Annotated in this window: 15 protein-coding genes; 10 read left to right on the forward strand and 5 right to left on the reverse strand. The window is 73.2% G+C overall.

The features are described 5' to 3' along the window. Window positions 1–9: 9 nt before the first annotated feature. From ACIA5F_RS16290 to ACIA5F_RS16325, 8 genes are all read left to right on the forward strand, one after another. Window positions 10–2082: a protein meaA gene (locus tag ACIA5F_RS16290; RefSeq protein ID WP_399353310.1), complete on the forward strand. Its 2073-nt coding sequence runs from the start codon at window positions 10–12 to the stop codon at window positions 2080–2082. Then, the gene (locus tag ACIA5F_RS16295; RefSeq protein WP_399353312.1) at window positions 2079–3107 is read left to right on the forward strand and encodes an HpcH/HpaI aldolase/citrate lyase family protein; all 1029 of its coding nucleotides are present in this window, start codon (window positions 2079–2081) and stop codon (window positions 3105–3107) included. Before ACIA5F_RS16290 ends, ACIA5F_RS16295 begins: the two co-directional genes overlap by 4 nt. A 4-nt stretch (window positions 3108–3111) precedes the next feature. Then, entirely contained in the window at window positions 3112–3624 is a 513-nt protein-coding gene (locus ACIA5F_RS16300) for a MaoC family dehydratase (RefSeq protein WP_399353314.1), read from the forward strand. A 2-nt stretch (window positions 3625–3626) separates the two neighbouring features. Beyond that, window positions 3627–4832: an acyl-CoA dehydrogenase family protein gene (locus ACIA5F_RS16305; protein WP_399353316.1), complete on the forward strand. Its 1206-nt coding sequence runs from the start codon at window positions 3627–3629 to the stop codon at window positions 4830–4832. A gap of 186 nt (window positions 4833–5018) precedes the next feature. Next, on the forward strand, window positions 5019–5675 hold the full coding sequence (locus ACIA5F_RS16310) for a phosphatidylserine decarboxylase (RefSeq protein ID WP_136212902.1): 657 nt from the start codon (window positions 5019–5021) through the stop codon (window positions 5673–5675). After that, entirely contained in the window at window positions 5662–6522 is an 861-nt protein-coding gene (pssA, locus tag ACIA5F_RS16315) for a CDP-diacylglycerol--serine O-phosphatidyltransferase (RefSeq protein WP_399353318.1), read from the forward strand. The genes ACIA5F_RS16310 and pssA overlap by 14 nt, the downstream gene beginning before the upstream one ends. A 140-nt stretch (window positions 6523–6662) precedes the next feature. After that, window positions 6663–8147 (forward strand): AlkA N-terminal domain-containing protein, encoded by a 1485-nt coding sequence (locus ACIA5F_RS16320; protein WP_399353320.1) that lies wholly within the window; start codon window positions 6663–6665, stop codon window positions 8145–8147. A gap of 15 nt (window positions 8148–8162) precedes the next feature. Next, window positions 8163–8660, forward strand: coding sequence for a methylated-DNA--[protein]-cysteine S-methyltransferase (locus tag ACIA5F_RS16325; protein ID WP_399353322.1), 498 nt, complete (start codon window positions 8163–8165; stop codon window positions 8658–8660). A gap of 39 nt (window positions 8661–8699) precedes the next feature. On the opposite strand, the gene ACIA5F_RS16330 is transcribed toward ACIA5F_RS16325, so the two are convergent. The 3 genes from ACIA5F_RS16330 to ACIA5F_RS16340 all read right to left on the reverse strand — a co-directional run bounded on the left by ACIA5F_RS16330 (window position 8700) and on the right by ACIA5F_RS16340 (window position 11462). Further along, on the reverse strand, window positions 8700–9128 hold the full coding sequence (locus ACIA5F_RS16330; RefSeq protein ID WP_399353323.1) for a hypothetical protein: 429 nt from the start codon (window positions 9126–9128) through the stop codon (window positions 8700–8702). A gap of 36 nt (window positions 9129–9164) precedes the next feature. Then, entirely contained in the window at window positions 9165–9665 is a 501-nt protein-coding gene (locus ACIA5F_RS16335) for an NUDIX domain-containing protein (protein WP_399353325.1), read from the reverse strand. A 75-nt stretch (window positions 9666–9740) separates the two neighbouring features. Further along, window positions 9741–11462 carry a BCCT family transporter gene (locus tag ACIA5F_RS16340; protein WP_399353327.1) on the reverse strand — a complete coding sequence of 574 codons (1722 nt, stop codon included), beginning with the start codon at window positions 11460–11462 and terminating at the stop codon, window positions 9741–9743. A gap of 152 nt (window positions 11463–11614) precedes the next feature. On the opposite strand from ACIA5F_RS16340, the gene ACIA5F_RS16345 reads away from it, so the two are divergent. Together ACIA5F_RS16345 and ACIA5F_RS16350 are read left to right on the forward strand one after the other, a co-directional pair. After that, window positions 11615–12757 carry a glycerate kinase gene (locus tag ACIA5F_RS16345; protein ID WP_399353329.1) on the forward strand — a complete coding sequence of 381 codons (1143 nt, stop codon included), beginning with the start codon at window positions 11615–11617 and terminating at the stop codon, window positions 12755–12757. A gap of 647 nt (window positions 12758–13404) precedes the next feature. Beyond that, a complete protein-coding gene (locus tag ACIA5F_RS16350; protein WP_399353331.1) occupies window positions 13405–16335 on the forward strand; it encodes a SpoIIE family protein phosphatase in 2931 nt (976 codons plus the stop codon). A gap of 33 nt (window positions 16336–16368) precedes the next feature. Here ACIA5F_RS16350 and ACIA5F_RS16355 read toward each other — a convergent pair whose 3' ends face one another. After that, window positions 16369–17787, reverse strand: coding sequence for a phytoene desaturase family protein (locus ACIA5F_RS16355; protein WP_399353333.1), 1419 nt, complete (start codon window positions 17785–17787; stop codon window positions 16369–16371). Between the two features lie 96 nt (window positions 17788–17883). Next, window positions 17884–18708, reverse strand: coding sequence for an inositol monophosphatase family protein (locus ACIA5F_RS16360; protein WP_399353335.1), 825 nt, complete (start codon window positions 18706–18708; stop codon window positions 17884–17886). Between the last annotated feature and the right edge of the window lie 59 nt (window positions 18709–18767).

The raw sequence follows: 18767 nt of genomic DNA on the forward strand, positions 1-18767 counted from the left end.
GGACCGGGGATGACCGAGCGTCACACCGGGCGTCACAAGGACCGGCCCTGGCTCATGCGGACGTACGCGGGCCACTCCACGGCCGAGGCGTCCAACGAGCTGTACCGCCGCAACCTCGCCAAGGGCCAGACCGGCCTGTCGGTCGCCTTCGACCTGCCGACACAGACCGGCTACGACCCGGACCACGTCCTCGCCCGCGGCGAGGTGGGCCGGGTCGGGGTCCCGGTCTCCCACCTGGGCGACATGCGCAAGCTGTTCCAGGACATCCCGCTGGAGCGGATGAACACCTCGATGACGATCAACGCCACCGCCATGTGGCTGCTGGCGCTCTACCAGGTGGCCGCCGAGGAGCAGGGCGCGGACCTCTCCCGTCTCCAGGGCACCACCCAGAACGACATCGTCAAGGAGTACCTCTCGCGCGGGACGCACGTCTTCCCGCCCGGCCCGTCGCTGCGCCTGACCACGGACATGATCGCGTACACGGTGAACCACCTCCCGAAGTGGAACCCGATCAACATCTGCTCGTACCACCTCCAGGAGGCCGGGGCCACCCCGGTCCAGGAGATCGCGTACGCGATGTCCACCGCGATCGCCGTCCTGGACTCGGTGCGCGACTCGGGCCAGGTGGAACCGGAACGTTTCGGCGAGGTGGTCGCCCGGATCTCCTTCTTCGTGAACGCGGGCGTCCGCTTCATCGAGGAGATGTGCAAGATGCGTGCCTTCGGCCGCATCTGGGACCAGGTCACCCGCGAGCGCTACGGCATCGAGGACCCCCGGCAGCGCCGCTTCCGCTACGGGGTCCAGGTCAACTCGCTGGGCCTGACCGAGGCCCAGCCGGAGAACAACGTCCAGCGGATCGTCCTGGAGATGCTCGCGGTCACCCTGTCCAAGGACGCCCGCGCCCGCGCCGTGCAACTGCCCGCCTGGAACGAGGCGCTGGGCCTGCCCCGGCCCTGGGACCAGCAGTGGTCGCTGCGCATCCAGCAGGTCCTCGCCCACGAGAGCGACCTGCTGGAGTACGAGGACATCTTCGCGGGCTCGCACGTCATCGAGGCCAAGGTGGCCTCCCTGGTGACCGAGTGCCTGGCCGAGATCGGGCGGATACAGGAGATGGGCGGCGCGATGGCGGCGGTCGAGTCCGGGTACCTGAAGTCCCGGCTGGTCTCCTCGCACGCCGAGCGGCGGGCCCGGATCGAGACCGGCGAGGACAAGATCGTCGGGGTCAACTGCTTCCAGCAGACCGAGGAGAACCCGCTCACCGCCGACCTGGACGGCGCGATCATGACGGTGGACGGGTCGGTGGAGGAGCGGATCGTCGGGCGCATCCGCCGCTGGCGCGCCGAGCGCCAGGAGTCCTCGGACCGGCAGGGCGGCGGCGACCCGTTCGTCTTCCCGACCGTCGGCCAGTGCCTGGACCGGCTGAAAGAGGCCGCGGCCGGGACCGAGAACCTGATGGAGGCCACCGTGGAGTGCGCCCGCGCCGGGGTCACCACCGGGGAGTGGGCGAGTGCCCTGCGGGAGGTGTTCGGCGAGTTCCGGGCCCCGACCGGGGTCTCCTCGGCCCCGGTGGCGGTCACCGCCGAGGAGGGCACGCCGATGGCCGCCGTCCGCGCCAAGGTGGCCGGTACCGCCGCCGAACTGGGCTGCGGGCGACTGCGGCTGCTGGTCGGCAAGCCCGGCCTGGACGGACACTCCAACGGCGCCGAGCAGATCGCCGTCCGGGCCCGCGACGCCGGTTTCGAGGTGGTCTACCAGGGCATCCGGCTGACGCCCGAGGAGATCGCCTCGGCGGCCCTGGCCGAGGACGTGCACTGTGTGGGACTGTCCATCCTCTCCGGCTCGCACGGCGCGCTCGTCCCGGACGTGCTGGAACGCCTGCGGGCCGCGGGGGCGGGCGACCTCCCCGTCATCGTCGGCGGGATCATCCCGAACGCCGACGCCGTGGCGCTCAGGGCCGCCGGGGTCGCCGCCGTCTTCACCCCCAAGGACTTCGGCATCACGGAGATCATCGGCCGTATCGTCGACGAGATCCGCAAGGCCAACCAGCTCGCCCCCCTCATCAGCACGGAGGTTCCCGCATGACCACTCCCCACCCGTCGCCCGCCACCGCCCTGCCCGGCCTCCGCTCCGCGTCGGACACCCCCGGCACCCCGGTCGACCGGCTGCGACCGCGCCGTTCCTGTCTGGCCGTACCGGGGTCGAACCCGCGGTTCCTGGAGAAGGCCCAGGGGCTCCCGGCCGACCAGGTCTTCCTCGACCTGGAGGACGCCTGCGCCCCGCTCGCCAAGGAGGGCGCCCGCCACACGATCGTGGACGCGCTGAACAACGGCGACTGGTCGGGCAAGACCCGGGCGGTGCGCGTCAACGACTGGACCACGCAGTGGACCTACCGCGACGTCATCACGGTGGTCGAGGGCGCCGGTCAGAACCTCGACTGCATCATGCTGCCGAAGGTCCAGGACGCCCAGCAGGTGGTCGCCCTGGACCTGCTGCTGACCCAGATCGAGAGGACGATGGGCTTCGAGCCCGGCCGGATCGGCATCGAGGCGCAGATCGAGAACGCCCGGGGCCTGGTGAACGTGGACGCGATCGCCGCCGCCTCGCCGCGGCTGGAGACCATCATCTTCGGCCCGGCCGACTTCATGGCCTCGATCAACATGAAGACGCTGGTCGTGGGGATGCAGCCGCCCGGCTACGGCGCCGACGCCTACCACTACATCCTGATGCGCATCCTGATGGCGGCCCGCGCCAACGACCTCCAGGCGATCGACGGCCCCTTCCTCCAGATCAGGAACGTGGACGGCTACCGCGAGGTGGCCGGGCGCGCGGCGGCGCTCGGTTTCGACGGCAAGTGGGTGCTGCACCCGGGCCAGGTCGACGCGGCCAACGAGGTCTTCTCGCCCGCGCAGGAGGACTACGACCGCGCCGAGCTGATCCTCGACGCCTACGACTGGTGCACCTCCGAGGCGGGCGGCCGGAAGGGCTCGGCGATGCTCGGCGACGAGATGATCGACGAGGCCAGCCGCAAGATGGCCCTGGTCGTCGCGGGCAAGGGCCGCGCGGCCGGCCTCAAGCGCACCACCGAGTTCGAGATCCCGGAGGCGTAGGGCCATGCAGTTCGGACGCACGTACGAGGAGTTCGAGGTCGGGGCGGTCTACAAGCACTGGCCCGGGAAGACGGTCACGGAGTACGACGACCACCTCTTCTGCCTGCTGACCATGAACCACCACCCGCTCCACCTGGACCGCAACTACGCCGAGAACACGACCGACTTCGGCAGGAACGTGGTGGTGGGCAACTACGTCTACTCGCTGCTGCTGGGCATGTCGGTCCCGGACGTCTCCGGCAAGGCCATCGCCAACCTGGAGGTCGAGTCGCTGCGCCACGTGGCGCCGACCTTCCACGGCGACACGGTCTACGGCGAGACCACGGTCCTGGACAAGACCCCGTCGAGGTCGAAGGGCGACCGCGGGATCGTCCACGTCGAGACCAAGGGGTACACCCAGGACGGGACCCTCGTCTGTGTCTTCCGGCGCAAGGTGATGGTCCCGAACGAGACGTACGTCGAGGCGCGCGGCGGCGAGCAGCCCGGCCGGCCTCAGCTGAAGGAACAGGGGAAGTAGCCATGGCCCGACTCGCCCAGACCGCCGGCCTGACCGAGGTCCAGCGGGAGATCCTCAAGACCGTCCGGGAGTTCACCGACAAGGAGATCATCCCGGTCGCGACCGCGCTGGAGCACCGTGACGAGTACCCGCAGGAGATCGTCGACGGCCTGAAGGAACTCGGCCTCTTCGGGCTGATGATCCCGGAGGAGTACGGCGGTCTGGGCGAGTCGCTGCTCACGTACGCGCTGTGCGTGGAGGAGATAGCGCGGGGCTGGATGTCCGTCTCGGGCATCATCAACACCCACTTCATCGTGGCCTACCTGCTCAGGCAGCACGGTACGCGGGAGCAGCGGGACCACTTCCTGCCGCGGATGGCGACGGGCGAGGTGCGCGGCGCGTTCTCGATGTCCGAGCCGGCGCTGGGCTCCGACGTGTCGGCCATCACCTCGCGGGCGGTGCGGGACGGGGACGCGTACGTCCTGAACGGCCAGAAGATGTGGCTGACCAACGGCGGTTCGTCCACGCTGGTGGCCGTCCTGGTGCGAAGTGACGAAGGCCACCCCGAGGGGACGGCCCCGCACCGGTCGATGACGACGTTCCTGGTGGAGAAGGAGCCGGGCTTCGGCGAGGTGCGTCCCGGTCTGACCATCCCGGGCAAGATCGACAAGATGGGCTACAAGGGCGTCGACACGACCGAGCTCATCATGGACGGGCTACGCGTTCCGGCCAATCGGGTCCTCGGCGGCGCGACCGGCCGGGGGTTTTACCAAATGATGGACGGGGTAGAGGTCGGACGCGTCAACGTGGCGGCGCGTGGCTGCGGGGTCGCGCAGCGTGCGTTCGAGCTGGGTGTCTCCTATGCCCAGCAACGTCACGCTTTCGGCAAACCCATCGCCGAGCACCAGGCCATCCAGTTCAAGCTGGCGGAGATGGCCACCAAGGTCGAGGCCGCCCATGCGATGATGGTAAACGCAGCACGCAAAAAGGACTCCGGGGAACGAAACGACCTCGAAGCAGGGATGGCGAAGTATCTCGCCTCCGAGTACTGCAAGGAAGTGGTGGAGGACGCGTTCCGCATCCACGGCGGCTACGGGTTCTCGAAGGAGTACGAGATCGAGCGCCTCTACCGGGAGGCGCCGATGTTGCTGATCGGTGAAGGAACCGCTGAGATCCAGAAAATGATCATCGGGCGACGCCTGCTGGAGGAGTACCGGCTCCAGGGCTGAAAATCCCTTTTGCTATAGATCGTCCATCGGTCTGTCGCAGAAGAGTCACTGCCAGTCACTGGCCGAGGGCCATCGACTCGGCTTCTGGCTTGCCCAGTTGTCGTGCGCAACCGATAGCATTCCAGTACAGCCGCCGTCCCGTCCCCCCGTTTGCGGCGCGGCAATCACCCGCTACGAAGGTCATCCATGCCCCACAGCCAAACCTCTGCACCTCGCGTCGGCCTCCTCGGTGGACGTCTCGCACGCGGAGCATCGCCGTGGCTTCTGCCGACCGTCGCCACCGCGGCGCTCAGCCTCACCCGGGCGCGCAAGTCCGGGCGCTGGGCCGCGGCGGCCGTGCCCGCCACCGCGCTCGCGGCGGGCATGCTGTGGTTCTTCCGCGACCCCGAGCGAGAGATCGCCCAGGGCCGCGTCATCTCCCCCGCCGACGGAGTGGTGCAGAGCATCATGCCGTGGAAGGACGGGCGAACCCGGGTCGCGATCTTCATGAGCCCGCTGAACGTCCACGTCAACCGCGCTCCCCTGGCCGGCACCGTGACCTCCGTGGAGCACATCCCCGGCGGCTTCGTCCCGGCGTTCAACAAGGAGAGCGAGAACAACGAGCGCGTCGTCTGGCACTTCGACACCGAACTCGGTGACATCGAGATGGTGCAGATCGCCGGCGCCGTGGCACGTCGCATCGTCCCGTACCTGCCGGCCGGTACCAAGGTGGAGCAGGGCGAACGCATCGGTCTGATCCGCTTCGGCTCACGCGTCGACATCTACCTTCCCGAGGGTGTCGAGGTCGCGGTCGAGGTCGGTCAGGCCACCACCGCGGGGGTGACCCGAATTGACCGTGACTGACCCTGAGACTCCCGCCACCGGCTGGGTGCCCGAGCCTGCCGAGGAGGAGTCCGCCGAGGACGACATGCCGCTCTCACTGCGGCTGTCGATAGCGGACACCCTCACCCTCGGCAACGCGACCTGCGGATTCATGGCGGTGTACTTCACCACCACCGGAATCCTCATCCCGCACCTGACCGGCAGCAACGAGACGGGCATGGCCCGTCACAGCGCCGCGACGGCCGTGATACTGATGCTGCTCGCCGCGGTCTTCGACCTCTTCGACGGCATCGTGGCCCGCAAGCTGCGCAGCTCCCCGATGGGCGCCGAGCTGGACAACCTGTCCGACCTGATCAGCTTCGGCCTGGCTCCCGCCTACTTCGTGCTCGTCTACGGCATGGTCGCCGACGACGCGCACCAGAAGATGTCGGCGCTGGCCGCGATCGTGGTGCTGCTCGCCGTGGTGCTGCGGCTGGCCAGATTCAGCTGCGTGACGATGAAGGACGGCATGTTCCAGGGCATGCCGAGCCCCTTCGGCGCGCTCACGGTCGTCTCGATCGTGCTGCTGGAGCTGCCGTTCGTTCCCACCCTGCTCGCGATCGTCGGGGTGGCCTGGCTGATGGTGAGCCGGGTCGAGTACCCCAAGCCGCGGGGTGTCCTCGCGGTGGCCATGCTCAGCTGGATCGTCGGCGCGATGGGGATGCTGGCGGCCTGGGCGTTCGACGCCCCGGGCGGTCAGCTCCTGCTCCAGACCGGCTGCGCGCTCCAGATCGCGCTGGCCGCGACCATCCCGCTCTTCGCGACGACCCGGAAGGCCAACACCTTCCGCCACAACCGCCGCGAGGCCAGGGCGGCCGAACTGCCGTAGGCCGCGTCCGCGGACATGGGTGAGGCCCCGGGTACCGATCGGTACCCGGGGCCTCCCGCGTATCTCCGGGCGGTGGCGGCGGTAACCTTGATGTCGGAAAACCGCCAGCCTTGTCCACCCCGTCCCGGGATGCTGGAGCCATGTACACCGACACCGAGCGCTGCGTGCGGGCCGTGCGGTCGAAGGACGCCCGTTTCGACGGCTGGTTCTTCACCGCCGTCCTGACCACCCGGATCTACTGCCGGCCCAGCTGCCCCGTGGTGCCCCCCAAGGCCGAGAACATGACCTTCCTGCCCAGCGCCGCCGCCTGCCAGCAGGCCGGGTTCCGGGCCTGCAAGCGGTGCCGGCCCGACACCAGCCCCGGCTCCCCGGAGTGGAACGCCCGCGCCGACGCCGTGGCCCGCGCCATGCGGCTCATCCAGGACGGGGTCGTGGACCGCGAGGGGGTGCCGGGCCTGGCCGCCCGCCTCGGCTACTCCTCCCGCCAGGTGGAACGGCAGCTCTCGGCCGAGCTGGGCGCCGGCCCCCTGGCCCTCGCCCGCGCCCAGCGCGCCCAGACCGCCCGGCTGCTCGTCGAGACCTCCGGGCTCCCGATGGGCGACGTCGCCTTCGCCGCCGGGTTCTCCTCCATCCGGACCTTCAACGACACCGTCCGCGAGGTCTTCGCCCTCTCCCCCACCGAGCTGCGCGACCGCGCCCGGCGGGCCGGGCACCGCAAGGACGCGCCGCCCGACGTCCCGGGCATCCTCGCCCTGCGGCTGCCCTACCGGGCCCCCCTCAACCCCGACAACCTCTTCGGCCACCTCGCCGCGACCGCCGTGCCCGGCGTCGAGGAGTGGCGCGACGGCGCCTACCGGCGCACCCTGCGCCTGCCCTACGGCACCGGCATCGTCGCCCTGACCCCGCAGCCCGGCCACATCGGCTGCCGGCTGGCCCTCACCGACCTGCGCGACCTCACCATCGCCATCAGCCGCTGCCGCTGGATGCTCGACCTGGACGCCGACCCGGAGGCCGTCGACGCCCAGCTGCGCGCCGACCCGCTGCTGGCCCCGCTCGTGGACAAGGCCCCCGGGCGCCGGGTCCCGCGGACCGTCGACGCGGCCGAGTTCGCCGTACGGGCCGTCCTCGGCCAGCAGGTGTCCACGGCGGCGGCGCGGACGCACGCGGCCCGGCTGGCCACCGCGTACGGGGAGCCCGTCGAGGACCCGCGGGGCGGGCTGACCCGGCTCTTCCCCTCCCCGCAGGCGCTGGCCGGGCTGGACCCGCGGGCGCTGGCCCTGCCGCGCAGCCGGCGCGCCACGCTGACCACCCTGGTCTCGGCGCTGGCCGACGGCTCGCTGCCGCTCGGCATCGACAGCGACTGGGAGGCCGCGCGGGCCCGTCTGTCGGCGCTGCCCGGCTTCGGCCCGTGGACCACCGAGGTGATCGCCATGCGGGCGCTGGGCGACCCGGACGCCTTCCCTGCCTCCGATCTCGGGGTCCGGCGGGCCGCGCGGGGTCTCGGGCTGCCCGCCACCCCCGCCGCGCTGACCGCCCGCGCGGCCCACTGGCGGCCCTGGCGCGCCTACGCCGTCCAGTACCTGTGGGCCACCGACAGCCACCCGATCAACCACCTGCCCGTCTGAAAGGCGCGTACGAGCATGAACAGCACCAAGCGGCACACCGTCGTCGACAGCCCCTACGGCCCGCTCACGCTGGTCGCCACGGACGGCGTCCTGAGCGGCCTCTACATGAGCGGGCAGCGGCACCGCCCGGCCGAGGAGTCCTTCGGCGAGCGCGTCGCCGCCGCCGAGGAGCCCTTCGCGGAGGTGGCGCGGCAGCTGGCCGCGTACTTCGCCGGGGAGCTGACCGAGTTCGACGTGCCCGTCCGGCTGGAGGGCACCGACTTCCAGCGCGACGTGTGGGACCAGCTCCTGCGCATCCCCTACGGCGAGACGTGGACGTACGGGGAGCTGGCCGCCCGGCTCGGCAGGCCGAACGCCTCGCGCGCGGTGGGGCTGGCCAACGGGAAGAATCCGGTCGGCCTGATCGTGCCGTGCCACCGGGTGATCGGCGCCTCGGGCTCCATGACCGGCTACGGCGGCGGGGTCGAGCGCAAGGTGCGCCTGCTGGCCTTCGAGTCCGGCGCCCGGGACTGAGCCCGGGTCACCCGGACGGGAGCAGGCGGTGGGGGACGGTCAGACGACCGTGAGCGGGACCAGCAGGGCGAAGGCGGCGCCCGCCTCCACCGCGTAGCCGAACAGCGAGGGGTGCTGGACGGGGGCGGCGAGCAGCACCACGCTGTTGCGGGCGGCGGCGGCCTCCACCCAGTCGGCGTCGGCGCCCAGGTTGCCCTGGTACCAGCCCTCGCAGGAGCCGGGACCGCTGACGGCGAGGAGGTCGTCCTCGCGGCGGTAGAAGGCCTGCCAGTCGGCGGCGGGGGCGGACCAGCCCTCGAAGTCGGAGAACTGGGCCCAGCCGCCCTCGCGTATCGCGGTGTCGAACAGCCAGACCGGCATGCCCTCGGAGGTGACCTCACCTCCGGCCTGCTCTTCGGTGGTGAAGTGGACCATGGGGAGGGCGTCGGGTCCGTCGGCGGTGCTGGGCCAGGCATACATGGTGATCATCTGATGATTCTGTCCTGCTCGAAGGGGGACGGGGTGTCACCGCGCCGCCGGGCGGCGGCCGTTCTCCAGTTCCGCCGCGCCTTCGCCCGACAGCGCGATCCGGTGGGCCTCCGCCACGCGCGGGCCGAGCGGGCCGGGGAGGTGGGCGGTCAGCTCGGCGGGCTCCACCAGCCGCCAGGAGAGCAGTTCCTCCTCCTGGAGCCGGATCGCGGCGAGCCGGCCGTCGTCGAGCACGCCGCCGTCGTAGACGTACGCGACCAGCGGCGGCCGGGCGGAGCCGAGGGTCCAGTCCACGGCGAGGAGCCGGCCGGGCGGCAGGTCGATCCCGATCTCCTCGGCGCTCTCGCGGCGGGCCGCCGCCCGCGGGGTCTCGCCCCGGTCCGACTCGACGGTGCCGCCCGGCAGGGCCCAGCCCTCACGGTAGTTGGGCTCCACCAGCAGGACCCGGCCGACGGTGTCCCGGTAGAGGACGGCTGCCCCGGCCAGGACCCGGGGCAGGCTCGCGATGTACTGGGCGTAGTCATCCGTGGTGGTCACGGCGCCACCCTAACCGGCCGCCCCGGACGGCCCGGTCCCAGGGCTGGTGCTGTGACCGGCACAGCACCAGAGCGCTCAGGAAGTGCCCGGACCGCCGCCGTCCTCGCGGTCGCGGCCCTTGGACTCGGCCACGCGGCGCAGCCGCGGGTGGCGGGCCGGGCCCTGCTCGGTGATGGCGTCCCCGACCATGGCCTTGACCGCGTCCCGCAGCCCGTGCAGGGCGTGCTGGCGGGCCGGACCCGCGCCGGGGTCCTCGCGCAGCTCCTTCACCAGGGCCCAGCAGAGCAGCAGCATGACGACGACGAAGGGCAGCGCGACCAGGATGGTCGCGGTCTGGAGGGACTTCAGCCCGCCCGCGACGAGCAGGACGGCGGCCACCGCGGCCATCAGCACGCCCCAGGTGACGACGAGCCAGGTGGGCGGGTGCAGCGAGCCCCGGCTGGTGAGCGAGCCCATCACCAGGGAGGCCGAGTCGGCGCTGGTGACGAAGTACGTCATGACCAGGACCATCGCGACGTAGGAGGTGACGGTGGAGAGCGGGAGCGCGTCGAGCATCGCGAAGAGCGAGGCCTCCGTGCCGTCCTTGAGCTTGAGGGCGAAGTCGACGGCGCCGGTGGAGTCGAGCCGGATCGCGGTGCCGCCCATCACGCAGAACCAGACGACGGTGGCGCCGCTGGGGACCAGCAGGACGCCGATGAGGAACTCGCGGATGGTACGGCCGCGCGAGATCCGGGCGATGAAGGTGCCGACGAAGGGCGCCCAGGAGAGCCACCAGGCCCAGTAGAAGATGGTCCACGCGCCCAGCCACGCGCTGTCGGTGAAGGCCCCGGTGCGGCTGGCCATGGGCAGCAGCTCGTGGAGGTAGCCGCCGACGCTGGAGGGGATCACGTCGAGGATGTAGACGGTGGGGCCGAGGACGAAGACGAAGAGCATCAGGGTGCCGGCCAGCACGATGTTGACGGTGCTCAGCCACTTCACCCCCTTGTGCAGGCCGGAGAAGGCGGAGAGGACGAAGGCCGCCGAGAGCGCACCGATGATGATCAGCTCAAGGCCGGTGGAGTCCTCGACGCCGAGGGTGAGGTTGAGGCCCTTGGCGACCTGGAGGGCGCCGAGCCCGAGGCTGGTCGCGGTGCCGAAGACGGTGGCGAAGACGGCGAGCAGGTCGATCAGCCGGCCGGGCCAGCCGTCCGCCCGCTCCTGGCCCATCAGCGGGACGAAAGCGGAACTGAGGCGGTTGCCGCGGCCCTTGCGGAAGGTCGCGTAGGCGAGGGCGAGACCGGCGATGCCGTAGATCGCCCAGGGGGTCAGCGTCCAGTGGAAGAAGGAGTACTCCATGGCCGCGAGGGCGGCGCGGCCCGTGCCCGGCTCGGCCCCGGAGGCCGGGGGCGGGGTCAGGTAGTGGGTGAGCGGCTCCCCGACCCCGTAGAACATGAGGCCGATGCCCATCCCGGCGCTGAACATCATCGCGATCCACGCGAGGTTGGTGAACTCGGGCTCCGAGTCGTCGGCGCCGAGGCGGATGCGGCCGAACCGGCTGATGGCGAGCACGACGCACATGACGAGGAAGACGTCGGCGGCGATCACGAACAGCCAGGCGAAGTTCTCCAGCACCCAGGCGAGCGCCGTGCTCGACACCGTGTCGAAGGAGCCCTTGGCCAGCGCCGCCCAGGCCACGACGGCCAGCACGGCGATCACACCCAGGACGACGACGGCGCGGTCGGTCGTGCCGTCCGCCGGGGCGCCCGCCGCGCCGTCAGGAGTGTCCGGATGTGGCTGTTCCAGTGAATCCGTGCTCATGTGGCCACACTATGCAGGCGTATATCCGTATTTAGAGCGAGGGCGCGCCGGGTGTGCGCGCGGTGTGGTGTACGCCACCCATGGGCACGGGGCGATCCTCCGGTTACGCTCGCCGGGGCGCGACGCACGTTCGACAGCAAGGGATCAGCAGGGTGACGAACGGAGCGGTACCCGCGCGCGTGCTCATCGCGGCGGACAAGTTCAAGGGCTCGCTCACGGCCGTGGAGGTCGCGGAGCGGGTGACGGCCGGCCTTCGCGGCGCCGTGCCGGGCATCGAGATCGAGACCCTCCCCGTCGCGGACGGCGGCGACGGCACGGTCGCCGCCGCGGTCGCGGCGGGTTTCGAACGCCGGGAGGTACGGGTCACCGGGCCCCTCGGCGACCAGGTCACCGCCGCCTTCGCGCTGCGCGGGGGCACCGCGGTGGTCGAGATGGCGGAGGCGTCGGGGCTCCAGCTCCTGCCGCCGGGCGTCTTCGCGCCCCTGACGGCCACCACGTACGGCTCGGGCGAGCTGCTGCGGGCCGCGCTGGACGCGGGCGCCCGCTCGATCGTCTTCGGCGTGGGCGGCAGCGCCACCACCGACGGCGGCGCGGGCATGCTGGCCGCGCTCGGCGCGGTCCTGCTGGACGCGCGGGGCGTGCCGGTCGGTCCGGGCGGGGCCGCGCTGGCCTCGCTGGCCTCGGCCGACCTGTCGGGCGTCGACCCCCGTTTCGCGGACGTGGAGTTCGTCCTCGCGAGCGATGTGGACAACCCGCTGACCGGCCCCGAGGGCGCGCCCGCCGTCTACGGCCCGCAGAAGGGCGCCTCCCCCGAGGACGTGGCCACGCTCGACGCGGCGCTGACGCACTTCGTGGCGGTGCTGGAGAAGACGGTCGGTGTCCGCGCGGCCGAGTACGCGCTGCTCCCGGGCGCGGGCGGCGCGGGCGGCATCGGCTACGCGGCGCTGCTGCTCGGCGCGGCGTTCCGTCCCGGCATCGAACTCATGCTGGAGGTACTGGGCTTCGCGCCGGCGCTGGAACGGGCCACGCTGGTCATCACCGGGGAGGGTTCGCTGGACGAGCAGACCCTCCACGGCAAGGCTCCGGCGGGGGTCGCGGCGGCGGCGCGGGCGGCGGGCAAGGAGGTCGTGGCCGTCTGCGGCAGGCTGCTGCTGACCCCGGAGGCGCTCCGCGCGGCGGGCATAGGCCGGGCGTACCCGCTCACCGAGCTGGAACCCGACCCGGAACGCTCCATCCGGAACGCGGGCCCCCTGCTGGAACGGATGGCGGCCCGCATCGCCACCGACCTGCTCTGACCGGGCCGCCGGCACGGGGCTGACCGGACTGACCGGACCGGGCGCGCCTGGGCCGACCGGGTCCGGGGCCGGGCTGACCCGGCTCCGGAACCGGGGGTCGCCCACGCGGGGCCGGGCGCCGGGGCCCGGTCCACCGGGCCGGGCCCCGGCCGGGTCCGGGACCCCGCCTCCAGCGGAGCCCTACGGCCACCACGGCCGTCCTCCGGGGGACCCGCCGGGCCGGATCACCCCGGCCCCCGGCCCCGGCGCGGCGCGGGCCGCCCGTACCCCGGCACGGGCCGTCGCCGACCGGACGGCCGAAGGGGCGGGCCGCGGTGCGGGACGTGACCCGCGCCGGGCCGCGCGTCCGCCCGTACGGGGCCCGGTGGGCCGGGGAGGCCGCGCGCCCGGCCGTCCCGCCGTCCGCCGGGGAGGCCTCGTGTCCCGGGCCGGTGGCCTCGGGGCACCGGTCGGCCGGTGGCCGTGACGGCCCGTCGCACGTGTCCCCGCAACGGGGGGGCCTTCCGTCGACGCGGCGCGCCGTACCGGCCTCCAGGACCCGCCCGGCGCCCGCGCACCGCCCCGCACCGCCCCCGCGCCACCCGACTCCCCCGCAGCCGCGCCCCGCAGCCGTCCCCAAATCCTGGCGACAGTGTTAGAAATGGCTCATGACCGGACGTTTTGGTCGAACCGGGGAATGGCCTCCCCGGCAGCCGACCGGGCAGGACTCGCGCCTGCTCTCGCGCCTGTCCCTGGGGGCGCGCAGCGTCGCCGGTCAGGTCTTCGCCCTCCAGGCGGTGATCGTGGTGCTGCTGGTCGGCGCCGCCATGGTGGCCCTCGTCGTCCAGGTCCGCTACGACAGCGAGCACGACGCCGCCCACCGCTCCCTCGCCGCCGCCGAGGCGTTCGCCCATGCGCCCGGCCTCCCGGCGGCCCTGAAGTCACCGAACCCGACGGCCGAACTCCAGCCCCTGGCCGAGGCCGCCCGCCGGGCCTCCGGCGTCGATTTCATCGCCGTGATGGGCACCAACGGGGTCCGCTACACCGACGCCCGGCCCGAGCTGATCGGCAAGCACGCCGAAGGGGACCTCTCCCGCGCCGTGGCCGGGGAGTCCTTCACCGAACTCTTCAAGGGCACGCCGACCGACGCGGTCCGGGCCGTCGTCCCCGTCCGGGACGCCCGTGGCACCGTCGTCGGCCTGGTCGCCACCGGCATCGAGGTCGAGAACGTCGGTGACGTCGTCGAGGGGCAGCTGCCCCTGCTCCTGGGGGCCGCGGCCCTCGCGCTGCTCCTCGGCATGGGCGGCGCGGCCCTGGTCAGCAGACGGCTGCGGCGCCAGACCCGCGGCCTGGGCGAGGCCGAGATGACCCGGATGAACGAACACCACCAGGCCGTTCTGCACGCCGTCCGCGAGGGCGTGCTCATCATCGGCGCCGACCGGCGGCTGCTGCTCGCCAACGACGAGGCCCGCAGGCTCCTGGACCTGCCGTCCGACGCCGAACAGCGGCACGTGGACGAGCTGGGCCTGGACCCGCGCACCACCGCGCTGCTCACCTCCGGCCGGGTCATGACGGACGAGGTCCACCTGGCGGGCGACCGGCTGCTCGCCGTCAACGTACGGCCGACGGAGCCGTACGGGGGCCGGCCGTACGGCTCCGTGATGACGCTGCGCGACTCCACCGAGCTGGTCGCGCTCTCCGGGCGGGCCGAGGTGGCCCACGGCCGGCTCCAGCTCCTCTACGACGCCGGGGTGCGGATCGGTACGACGCTGGACGTGGTGCGGACCGCCGAGGAGCTGGCGGAGGTCGCGGTGCCGCGCTTCGCCGACTTCGCCTCCGTGGAGCTGCTGGAACCGGTGCTGCGCGGGGAGGAGCCCTCGGGCGCCCCGGGCGCGCACAGCGAGATGCGGCGGACGGCCCTGATCGGCGTGCGCACGGACGACCCGCCGCTCCAGCCGGTCGGCGACGTCATCCGGTTCGTGGTGCCGACGACGCCGATGGCGGCCGCGCTGGACACCGGGCGGGCCGTGCTCGAAGCCGATCTGGCCACCGCCGACGGATGGCAGACGCAAGACCCCGAGGGGGCCCGCGCGGCCCTCGCGTACGGGCTGCACTCGCTGATCGCCGTGCCGCTCCAGGCGCGCGGGGTGGTCCTGGGCATGGCCAACTTCTGGCGGGCCGACACCCCGGAGCCCTTCGGGGAGGAGGACGTGTCGTTCGCGGAGGAGCTGGTGGCGCGCGCGGCCGTCTCCATCGACAACGCCCGCCGCTTCACCCGTGAGCACGCGGTGGCCGTGACGCTCCAGCGCAGCCTGCTGCCCCGGGTGCTGCCCGAGCTGAGCGCCGTGGACGTCGCCTTCCGCTACCTGCCCGCGAAGGCGGGGGTGGGCGGGGACTGGTTCGACGTGATCCCGCTGCCGGGCGCGCGGGTGGCGCTGGTCGTCGGTGACGTCGTCGGGCACGGGGTGCACGCCGCGGCCACGATGGGCCGGCTGCGGACGGCCGTGCACAACTTCGCCCGGCTGGACCTGACCCCCGACGAGGTGCTGGAGCACCTGGACGAGCTGATCGACCGGCTCGACCAGAACGAGTCGGAGACCGGTCCGGACCGGGTCGGCGGCGAGGTCGGTGACGGGGCCGTGGGTTCCGGTACGGGCGACGGGACCGGTGAGGGGGCCGCCGGCACGGCGGGCGACGGGACCGGCGGCGGTGACGGTACCGGTGGCGGCGCGGGGGACGGCGAGCCGCTCAGGGTGACCGGTGCCACCTGTCTGTACGCCGTCTACGACCCGGTCTCCGGGCACTGCGCGATGGCCAGCGCCGGGCACCCCGGACCCGCGCTGGTCCGCCCCGACGGGGGCGTGGAGTTCCCGGAGCTGCCGGCCGGGCTGCCGCTCGGCGTGGGCGGGATGCCGTTCGAGACCACCGGGTTCGAGCTGCCCGAGGGGTCCCGGCTGGTCCTGTTCACGGACGGGCTGCTGGAGGGCCGGGACCGCGACTTCGACACCGGTCTCGAACTGCTGCGCGAGACCCTCTCCCGCCCCGGCCGCAGCCCCGAACAGGCGTGCTCGGACGTGCTGGCCGCGCTGCTGTTCCCCTCTCCGGCCGACGACATCGCCCTGCTGATCGCCGACACCCGGCGGCTGGAGCCCGGCCGGATCGCGGAGTGGGAGGTGCCCGCCGACCCGGCCGCCGTCTCCCGGGTGCGGGGCGAGGGCGCGGCGCGGCTCGCCGCGTGGGGGCTGGAGGACCTCTCCTTCGCCGCCGAACTCGTCCTGAGCGAGCTGGTCACCAACGCCATCCGGTACGGGGGCTCGCCGGTCCGGGTCCGGCTGCTGCACGACCGGAAGCTGATCTGCGAGGTGTCGGACGGCAGCAGCACCTCCCCGCACCTGCGGTACGCGGCCACCACCGACGAGGGCGGGCGCGGGCTGTTCCTCGTCGCCCAGTACGCCGAGCGGTGGGGCACCCGTTACAGCGGGCGCGGCAAGGTCATCTGGGCGGAGCTGTCGCTGACGGGGGGCGCGGAGCCGGTGTCCGCGGCCGGGCTGGACCTGGACGCGCTCGACCTGGACGGGCTGGAGGACCTGGCCTGGTGACCCGCCCGGCCGGGCGGGCGGGGTGCGGGCCCGTCAGGTGCCCGCGCGCAGGTGCCGCCAGACCGCCTTCGCCGCGTTGTGGCCCGGCATTCCGTGCACGCCGGGGCCCGGCGGGGTCGCCGAGGAGCAGAGGAAGACGGCCGGGTGCGCGGTGGTGTACGGGGAGAGGGACAGCTTCGGGCGGAGCAGGAGCTGGAGCCCCGAGGCGGCGCCGCAGGCGATGTCCCCGCCGATGTAGTTGGGGTTGCGGGCGGCGAGTTCGGGCGGCCCGGCCGTGGCGCGGGCCAGGACCAGGTCGCGGAAGCCCGGCGCGAAGCGCTCCAGCTGGCGCTCGACGGCGTCGGTGAGGTCGCCGGACCAGCCCGCCGGGACGTGCCCGTAGGCCCAGAACACGTGCTTGCCCTCCGGGGCCCGGCCGGGATCGACCAGGCTGGGCTGCGCGGTGATGAGGAAGGGGTTACGGGGGGCCCGGCCGCCCGAGGCCAGTTGCAGGGCGGCGTCGATGTCACGGGTGCGCGGGCCGATCTGGACGGTACCGGCCCGGCGCGGCTCCTCGGCGGTCCAGGGCACCGGGCCGTCCAGCGCGTAGTCGATCTTGAACACGCCGGCCCCGTAGCGGTAGCCGTCGTAGACGCGCCCCAGCCGGGCGATCCGGGCCAGCGCGGTCGGCGAGGTGTCGAAGACGTAGGCGCGGGCGGGCGGGAGGTCGTCGAGCCGCTTGACCTCGAAGCCGGTGTGGATCGTGCCGCCGAGGTCGCGCAGGTAGGCGGCGAGGGCGTCCGAGAGGGACTGGGAGCCGCCGCGCGCCATGGGCCAGCCGCCCGCGTGCGCGGCGAGGGCGAAGACGAGGCCGACCGCGCCGGTGGCGATGCCGCCCAGCGGGGCGATGACGTGCGCCACGAGCCCGGCGAACAGCGCCCGCGCCCGGTCGTCGCGGAAGCGGCGCAGGAGCCAGGTGGAGGGGGGCAGTCCGACGAGCCCGAAGCGGGCGAGGGTGACGGGGTCGCGGGGCAGCGCGGTGGACGGCAGCGACATGAAGTCCCGGGCCAGGGTGTCCCATTTGCCGAGGAACGGCGCCACCAGCCGCCGGTAGGCGCCCGCGTCGCGCGGCCCGAAGGAGGCCGCCGTCTGGGCGACCGAGCGGGAGAGCACGGCGGCCGTGCCGTCGTCGAAGGGGTGCGCCATGGGCAGGGGGGCGTGCAGCCACTCCAGCCCGTACCGCTTCAGCGGCATGGTGGCGAAGACCGGCGAGCCGGCCCCGAGCGGGTGCACCGCCGAGCAGGGGTCGTGCCGGAAGCCGGGGAGGGTCAGCTCCTCGGTCCGGGCCCCGCCGCCGACCGCCTCGGCGGCCTCGAAGACGGCCACCGAGAAGCCGCGCCGGGCCAGTTCGACGGCGGCCGTCAGCCCGTTGGGCCCGGCCCCCACCACGACTGCGTCGAGGATCGACGGCACTTGCGACTCCTTCGTCCGGCTCCAGTGCGCCCCAGGGTATTGCTCCCGGCCTCCACCGCAGGACCGGCCCCCGCGGCCCGCGCGGGCGGCGTCGCCCTACGCCCCCTTCAGCAGTTCGCGGATGCGGACCGCCGTGGCCTCGTCACGGCCCACCGCGAAGGGCAGGACGTTGTCCCGGTCCACCCGGAAGGGGACGTCCGCGACGGTGCTCTGCGCCCCGCCCGCCTCGGCGACGAGCAGCAGCCCGGCCGCGTGGTCCCAGGCCGAGGGCCAGGTGAAGGCCAGTCCGTCGCTCTCGCCCCGGGCCACCTTCAGGTACTCCAGGCCCGCCGAACCGCACGGCCGGGCGGCGACCCCGGGGACGTCCAGCCGGGCCAGGGCCCGCTTGTCCTCCTCGGAGGTGTACAGCGGGTGGGCCATGGCCACCCGCAGCACGGCGCCCGGCGCGGGCGACCCGCTGTGGATGCGCTCGCCGTTGACGTACGCGCCCTGCCCGCGCACGGCGGTCGCCAGCTCGTCCAGGACCGGGGCGAAGGTCCAGGAGGCGAGTATCTCCCCCCGGTGCGCGAGCGCGACGAGGGTACAGAAGCCGGGGTCGCCCCCGACGAACTGCCGGGTGCCGTCGACGGGGTCCACGATCCACACCGGGGCGTCGGCGCGCAGGGCCCCGTACACCGTGGGGTCGGCGTGCACGGCCTCCTCGCCGACGACCGCGGAGCCGGGCAGCAGCCGGGTGAGGGCGGCCGTGAGGTGCTCCTCGGCCTTGCGGTCGGCGGTGGTCACCAGGTCGTGCGGACCGCTCTTCTGGTCCACCTCGTGGTCGGCGAGCTGCCGGAACCTCGGCATGATCTCGGCCGCCGCCGCTTTGCGGACGGCTTCCTCGACGGCGGACAGGTCATGGGCCAGGAATTCATCGATCATGCCTCCCAGCAAAGCACGCCGGGCTGACAAACCCCACTGACATGCCCCGCCGCCGGGCC

Origin of the sequence: Streptomyces sp. NPDC051567, from assembly GCF_044454165.1 — a bacterium.
GTDB lineage: Bacteria > Actinomycetota > Actinomycetes > Streptomycetales > Streptomycetaceae > Streptomyces.